The organism is Microcoleus sp. T3_B1, assembly GCF_036700445.1.
Lineage (GTDB): Bacteria > Cyanobacteriota > Cyanobacteriia > Cyanobacteriales > Microcoleaceae > Microcoleus.
Map to the genome: position 1 here is coordinate 24,942 of NZ_JAUBOX010000041.1, position 7,724 is coordinate 32,665.

A 7,724-nucleotide genomic window follows, 5' to 3' on the forward strand; every position below is an offset into this window, starting at 1 on the left:
CGATCGAACCCACAGACATATGTTAAATTAGACCTCTTGCAAAAAATAGCTAAGACGGGCTCTCCGGCCCATTCCACAAGAAAAGATGATTTTTGTGGGATGGGCCGGAGAGCCCGTCCTAAAATTTCATTAAAAGGACTTTTGCAAAAGGTCTATTTTCCTTTAGTTTCAGTCCCTCACAGTACCTCCGGCGAACGACTTCTTTTTAAAGCAATAGATAATTGCCTCAATCGTTCGCTAACTTCTAAATTCGATTCTTGTGACTTCAAGTTATCAGGTATTTCAGCAAACAGAAGTGGATTTCCCTGCAACCACTCATTGAGAGCAACGCCAGTCCAAGTACCTTCTTTGTCTCGGAAACTATCAACTAAACCCTTCAGTTCTTGAATACAGTATGACTCAAAACCAGCCGCACTGAAAATTGCATAAATTAAGTATTCTTCAAACGCACTAATATCATTTCCTACCTCAAAAACTACAGCTTCTTCTTGTGGCGATTTTATGTCCTTAGAAAAATCTCCCACTATTTGCGCTGCTACCCCAGCAATTTGTGTTGCTATTCCTGTAACTCCTAATACTTGTTGCCGAATCTCCGAATTAAATAGTAAATCTGAACCATATTTTACATATTTTTTGAGAACCCTAAATGCAGCTTCTTCCCCACTATAGTAGTTATCAATAATTTCAATATCTACCCCTAAACTTTTGATTATTTTATTTCGAGTATCACTATTAACTGGGCCGCGAATCAGCGCTTCAGCCACTGGACGTGCAAAGCGTAAAAATAATACGCTTAAGCTATTCTCTAGTTTTGCTAAAAAATATTCCTCTGAATTTTCAATGAGCCTGGGTTTTACTTGATTACTTTCCCATAATAAACTTGTCATATATTCAACTAATTTTAATGCTTCATCCTTAAGTTCTAAAGCAAGTTGATGAGCAATTGCAGAGAGAAGCTTACTAATATCACCGTACAAATCATCACGCCAAGCAAAATTGGCTTTCATGCGGTCAAACTCTGGATTGGAGTTAGCAAGAAAGATAGTATCTTTCTTTTTAAATGTTTCCTCCCTGAGTTTCTGCATTTCATTGTCAACGATTTGTAAATATCGTTGTCTAAATTTTTCTATTTGAGTGAATGACTTAGCATTAGAACTATCTAAGGATTTGTTTATAACAGAATATTCATAGTATTTTTGTAAATCAGCTTTGATTGTTTCCCATTTTTTATTCCACCATTCGGTAAAGAAAACCCGCCGATTATTTTCTTCAAATAGCTTGGCTTCTTCAGGATTTTCGGGATACTTTTTGCTGACTGTAATATAAATCTGTTCAGAATTGCTGAAAATTTTATTGATAGAAGCTTCGCATCTTTTTTTTAAAATCGAGACACGCTCACTGTTGATATAGTTAAATATTTTTTCCTTAATTTCGGGAATTCCAGTACCATTTTTATTCAGAGTTTCTTCATCGGTAATTCCAGTCAGTCTCTTCAACTGAGCTTCGATATTACTTGCATCCCCAATCTCTAACTTAGTCTGTTCTCCTGCTAAACCATTCAAAATTAGATAGGCTCCGGCTGAACCATATACAATGCGTTCAGGTGGAAGCTTTGCACGCCTTAACCAGTCTTGAGAAGCTTCTTCAATATGTGTTTTAAGCGCCTCTGCACTACCTAATGAATCAATCCGACTTAAAAATACAAAAAGCTTATCAGCAACGGTGACGTTTTTATCGCCAAGTTCGGTAAACTTGATTATTTCTAGTTCCTTTTCTCGGAGGCTAGTAAACCGCTGTACCAATATCACCGCATCACAGTCAGAGAGCATTGCTTGTGCTTCATCAACGTGCTTTGCTAAACCTGAATCTAAACCCGGAACATCATAAAAAACAATCCCTTCAGCCTGAGCAAGTTTGTTAGTATAAAGTCTCGCCTCTAAAACAGCGTGAGCATACTTTTCATCTGCTACATACTTCTTGAGTGGTTCTCTAATATCTTCGAGTCTAGTAAAGGGAAAAGTCAGATTACCTTCTCTTCTTACCTGTTGTAAGGTTATTTCGTTTGTTCGTATAGTATTTAGGTCTTCTTTCGCCCCTAGTTTCTCCAGCTCCTTGAGTAAGTTGATAAACTCTTCTTCGGTTCTCGCTTGTACTTCCAGCCTTTGTTCAGACTCGTTTTCAACTGAATAAATTTGTGTTGTGGTAAATGTGCATCTTCCTCCCTTTGCTGGAAGTAAATCACATTGCAACCAAGCATTAATAAAGGTGCTTTTTCCTGCTTTCTCTAACCCGACAACAGCGATGCGAAACTCGCGTTTTTTGAGTCTTTCAAGTTGGCGGCGTGCGGGTTGTGCTTCTTGTAATAGGATTTGTTTTAATTTTTCTGGAACTTCTGCTTGTGGTAAGTTAGCTAAATTAACCGCGTGTCTTTGGATGTTTAAAGCGTCGGTAAGACGGGTTTCATAGTAAGAAGATGCTGTTTTCCAATCCATTTTGTAGATACTCCTTAAATGCGGTTAAATTTTTCTAATCCAGATAAATTTTCAAGACAAGCTAATTGTTTAACAATACACTGAGCTTGAAGTGGTAGATTCGTCTTTAAATAGTAAGGAATCTTTTTATCAATCAGGTTTCGACCATCATTAATATTGATTCTGAGATAAACTTCTCTTCTACTATCAAGTTGAATAGACTCACCTGTTATTTTTAAATATTGCTCATTTGAGTCAGCAACTTTAACAGTAGTACATAAAAAGTAAGAGGCATTATCTATGAGGTATGTTAGCTCATCAACTTTTAAATTTGAACGGTTTATGAAATTGCTTGCTATAGATGCTGGAATAACAAGACATAAATCAGCAGGAATTGGAGGTGAAAAAATGGGTTGCTCTTTTATTTCTTGAACCGCCGATTTTATTTTATCCTGTTCCTTTTTATCAAGAGTTTGCTTATAAAAAAACAATCCAACGAATGTAAAAGCTGCTGCTACAAAAATCCACTCCATATTTCCTCCTTGAAAATTTTTTACCAGTTTTGCAGGTCGTTTTAATATTGGAATATTTCTTAAAATTGCATCCAACAAGTCATCAATAATTTTATGGTCTTCATCTTTATTAGCATGAGGTTTTATCCCAAAATAATCACATATTTTTCTTGTTTTTTCTTGTTCTAGTGATTGTTCTTCACCAAGTATCATCTGAATAGTCTCATATAAAAGACCTCTTTCAATCCCTTGTATTTGAGGATATATGTTATTACAAACTTGATCATATAGGCTTTTAGGATTTTCGGTTGCCACTAGATTTTAATGCTCCTCTTTTAAAACTTTTTCTAAGCTAGAAAATTCTTCTGCAAGGTTTTGAGCTTTTTGTTGAATAGGTTGCCAAACATTTTTTTGCTTTTCATAATCTAGAGTAATTTCTTGGTTAGCTTTATCAAGTCTGGTTTGATAACGGTCAATAATATCATTCTGAATTTTATCTACATTTTTTTTTAAACAATCAATTTGTTCTAGTAGCCAAGTTGCAATTTTGTTTACTATTTCTGCTTCTCCCTTTTTCGACTGAATAATCCAACCTGTTAGTAAATTTTCCACACTAGGTATTTCGGCATTATCACTAGAGCGTGTTTCATATTTCGTGTCATAAACAGTTTTTTTTGCTATCCATAATGTATACCAAATTCTTTCCTCTCTGGCAACCTGTACGGATTTTTGCCACGTTCCTTTGTTAATAGGAAAACCTGCTTCAAAACGAAAATTAAATGTAAGCTGACTATCAACTTTACTAAATTTAGATTCAGGGAATTTTATGGCTATATTAGGTGCAATATCATTTGCACCTTCTTCAATATAAGATAAGTGGCAATTGAAAAGTTCTACTACTGCCTGATACATTCTATTTAATTCTTGGTTAGAAATTTGCTTTAACACATCCTCCATTACAATATTCAAATGAATAGCTAGTTCATTTAATTCTTCATTTATTTGTTTAAGTTGATTCTTCTCAGAATCAGTTTTTGCTTCCATTATTTTACCTTCTTTAGCTACAGAAGCAGTATAGCCTAAGTTTACAAGTCTGTTTAAGTTTCTTCCTAGCAAATTGACATTTAAAAGATTTGCTTTTTTTAAATTTGTACTGTCTAAGTCTACCTTTCCAGTTTCTAAAGACTTTGCTACTGCTTCTAATACTTGTTTAATTCCTTGACCTAATTCCCGTCTCCATCCATAAAGAGGATATAATTTTTCTCCTAATAGATTATAAGGTTCTACATTCTTAAGTTCTAAAATTGTTGATTCAAGATATAGGACAGGATCATCTTCTGACTGTTCTGCTATAACTTGTTTAATCTTTGTATCTATTCTTTCAAAGGGATCTCTTAAGTTTGTATCGCTTCTTTGTAAGAAACGCTCAATTAATAATCTAATTCGTGAGATATTTTCGCATTCCTGTTGGTAGTGTTCTTCTGAACTGCTAAGAATGGCCGTGGTTGTTTGTACGGCCCACTCTGCTACAGCATTTCCAGCAGCTACATTAAAACGTTCTATAGCTTGCGGTATTACTAACTGTGGGAAGTGTTGAGTAATATGTTCCTTTAAGTGCTGCTGAAACTCTTCTGCATAAGATTTTTTCCATAATGCTTCAGCAACTCGGTTTCGGTCGTGTCTAGACCATTTTTGTACGTTACGTGGCAGGTCTTCTAATATATCTTCATCAATTAATCCATTGAAATTGTTATCCGCTTTTTTACACGCATCAACACTGAATATCTCATCATAATTTTGGATCTGAAGAGCCAGTAAAGCTGGCCATGTACTAAGTTTGACAACCTGCAACTTCTCAATATCTTCTGTATATTCTTTTAATTGGTCAGTCAATTCACTTTTAATACTGCAGATAGCATTTTCAAAAAAGCGATTTTCTGTGTCAGGCCAATTTCTATCGGCTCGAAAAACGTCAATCCGATTCAGAGTAAAGAGCATACGTGCAGGGGAACCCCCTAAATCTTTTACCTGCTGTACAACTTCTTGCAGTAAACTTTTTACTTTATGTGCATCGGTTTCTGCACTATTGTATGTGACTATGCACAAGGCCTCTCGGCACTGTTTAATAACATCTGCGTTACCTCGATCGCCCACATAGGCCAAACCAGGTAAATCAAGAATTTTTACCCTTGTTCCTTGTGGTAGTTCCAGTTGAGACTCTTTGACAAGCCTGAAAGGGTAAAATATTGTAGATTGTGGGCAAGCTAAATTCGGTTGTTTTTCTCTGTTTTCGATATAACTTATCATTACTTGGTATAAGCGCTGATAAATTTTTTCGTCTCTGATACCTCTCCACTCTCCACATTCCCACAATGCTCCTGGTGTTTCATGGATTATTAGAGACTTTTCCTTGCTATATTCGATAGTGACTGCCCCTGCGCTCATTTCACTTACGGCTACGGGGACAATTTCGGCTCCACATAACAAATTTACCAAAGTGCTTTTCCCGCTACTGGTGGTTCCTGTAGTCGCCAGAGTCAGAGTCGGATTACGAAGTTGATCAACCAGAGTGCTTAAAGCCTCGTCTAATTTACGAGAAAGTTTTTGTATTTCAGGCTGATATGTATCTGGTAAATGTTCGGAAATTTCTGTAGAAAAATTATTCCAGGATTTAGCAAGCTGTTGAGCTTTGAATTCTACTTCGTCAAAAACTTTGTATAATTGTTTACTCATGTGTTAAATACTGGTGTTGATAGTGAATATGTATTCTAGTTAACATATTTGAGTCGCAAGTCATAGAGGGCTGACAGCAGCACTGTTTAATTATGACTCTAGGTATAATACTATAACCTGTCAAGAGGCGATCGCACTTTCTTTATTTAAATAAAGTTACAAACAGGCTCTTCATATTTTTGCAGGTCTTCAATTAGATTATCAGCGGGCGTTGCTGAATCCAGGTCTGAAACGATCGCACACACGCCGAAGGAGCACTCTAAATTGCGATCGATTATACCCATATTCCCCAACCCCGCTGATCGAAATCTCGCACAATTAGCCAACAATCGATCGACTAAAACAAACCTTATTACCAAGGATTGCCAATCATTCTAAAAGCAGACCAATAATAAGGATGAGAGAAATTCTGAGTCGTCGTGTTTGCCAATTCCGGGGGTAACGGCAGATTGCCAACAGAAGTGTGCAGCATCCCCCCTTCAATTCGCACTTCTCCCCGCAACATCGCTAATTGCGCTTGCCGCAGTGCTTCTGTTTTAATCGGAGCAGTTTTTAACTGCCCGTAAAACTCCGTCATCAACCCCAAACTGCCCTCGTCGCTGACATACCAAAGAGTCGCCATAGCCGATTTAACCCCGGCTTGCACGGCTAACCCGCCAAAGCCCAACTCGGCCTCTCGATCGCCCACAGCAGTCTTGCAAGCACTCAAAACTAACATTTCAACTTGCGGGCTGTGCCAATTCATTTGCCGCAACTGATCCAAACGCAATTTAGTATCCCACAACTGAATAAAGGATTGGCTGGGCTCTCCAGCTCGAAATTCGGCGTGGGTAGCCAAGTGAATCATCCCAAAAGGATACTGCTGGCGCTGCGATTTCAAATTAGCCAGGGTGAAAGCTTCGTTCAAGAAAGACTTGCCCGGCCACTGCTGCGGCGTGATTGTCGATACTTCTAGTTCCACCGCAGGCAAAGGACTCATCTCTGGAAATTGCGACGCCCCCATTGCCAGAACTTGGGTATTTTTAAAATTGGTGGCGCTGGTATCCGTCAAACTCAGACTTGGCATCGATCCAACACTGTAACGCTCTACCAGAAAGCCTTTGCCGTCGTGCAGGGCGCTCATCGGTATCGATCGCAACCCCATATCTGAGATAAAAGATAAATTCTCAATGCCTTTGGCTTGCAACTCTGCTTCGAGCGGCGCTACTATCCACTTGTAGAGCTGCTGAGCCAAGGGCAAATAACTTTTTGTGTTGCGCTTTACCGGATTAGTCAGTTCAGCCCGAAATCTCTCCATAGCTTGCATTACCTGGGCGCGAGAGGTTCCAGAGATGCGCTGGCGAACGGGTACGCCTTCCGGGGCGATCACCATCATTTCCAGTTCGTCAGAGGCTTGAATTTGCTGTTCTACGCGCAAGATGGGGGAACTGCTGTAAGGCCGATCGACTGTAGAACCCCTGGGTACAAAGCTGATATAAATGAGAGCTGGTTTGATGCCTGTGGCTTGTTGGACACTGCGAAGGGTAATTTGGGCATCTTCTAGGGTGGCGAGCGCAGTTGTTGATGGCAAATTTAGGTAATCGACAAACTCGCTGGTAAATCTCTCCTCCACGGGAAAAATAACAGCGCCGAGGTTAGGTGGCAACTTGGAAGCGTCAAGATTCGCAGACGCGGGAGGTGAATTGCGCTGTTGCAAGGAATTAGATATCTGGTTTTGCTCTTGCAAGCTGGGCGAAAATAAAGGATTTGTGCTAGGCGGCTGGTTGGCTGCGAGTTCCGGTATCGGTGCGAGATTTATCGGCGCAGCAGCAGGCGCAACCACTGGATTGGGAGTAATTGTGGGTGCGATCGGCAAAACATTGGGTACCGGCGCTGGATTTGGAGTAATTGTGGGTGCGATCGGCAAAACATTGGGTACCGGCGCTGGAGTGGGAGTAATTGTGGGTGCGATCGGCAAAACATTGGGTACCGGCGCTGGAGTGGGAGTAATTGTGGGTGCGATCGGCAA

At 39.3% G+C, this 7,724-nt stretch carries 4 protein-coding genes; all 4 read right to left on the bottom strand.

Going from position 1 to position 7,724, the window contains the following annotated elements; genetic code table 11:
* Nucleotides 1–176: 176 nt before the first annotated feature.
* On the bottom strand, nucleotides 177–2,492 hold the full coding sequence (locus QT990_RS20975) for a dynamin family protein (protein ID WP_333309151.1): 2,316 nt from the start codon (nucleotides 2,490–2,492) through the stop codon (nucleotides 177–179).
* 14 nt (nucleotides 2,493–2,506) lie between these two features.
* A complete protein-coding gene (locus QT990_RS20980) occupies nucleotides 2,507–3,298 on the bottom strand; it encodes a hypothetical protein (protein ID WP_333309149.1) in 792 nt (263 codons plus the stop codon).
* Between the two features lie 6 nt (nucleotides 3,299–3,304).
* Nucleotides 3,305–5,716 carry a dynamin family protein gene (locus QT990_RS20985; RefSeq protein ID WP_333309146.1) on the bottom strand — a complete coding sequence of 804 codons (2,412 nt, stop codon included), beginning with the start codon at nucleotides 5,714–5,716 and terminating at the stop codon, nucleotides 3,305–3,307.
* Between the two features lie 352 nt (nucleotides 5,717–6,068).
* Nucleotides 6,069–7,724 (bottom strand): CHAT domain-containing protein (locus tag QT990_RS20990; protein ID WP_333465714.1); only part of this gene is annotated, 1,656 nt, incomplete at its 5' end.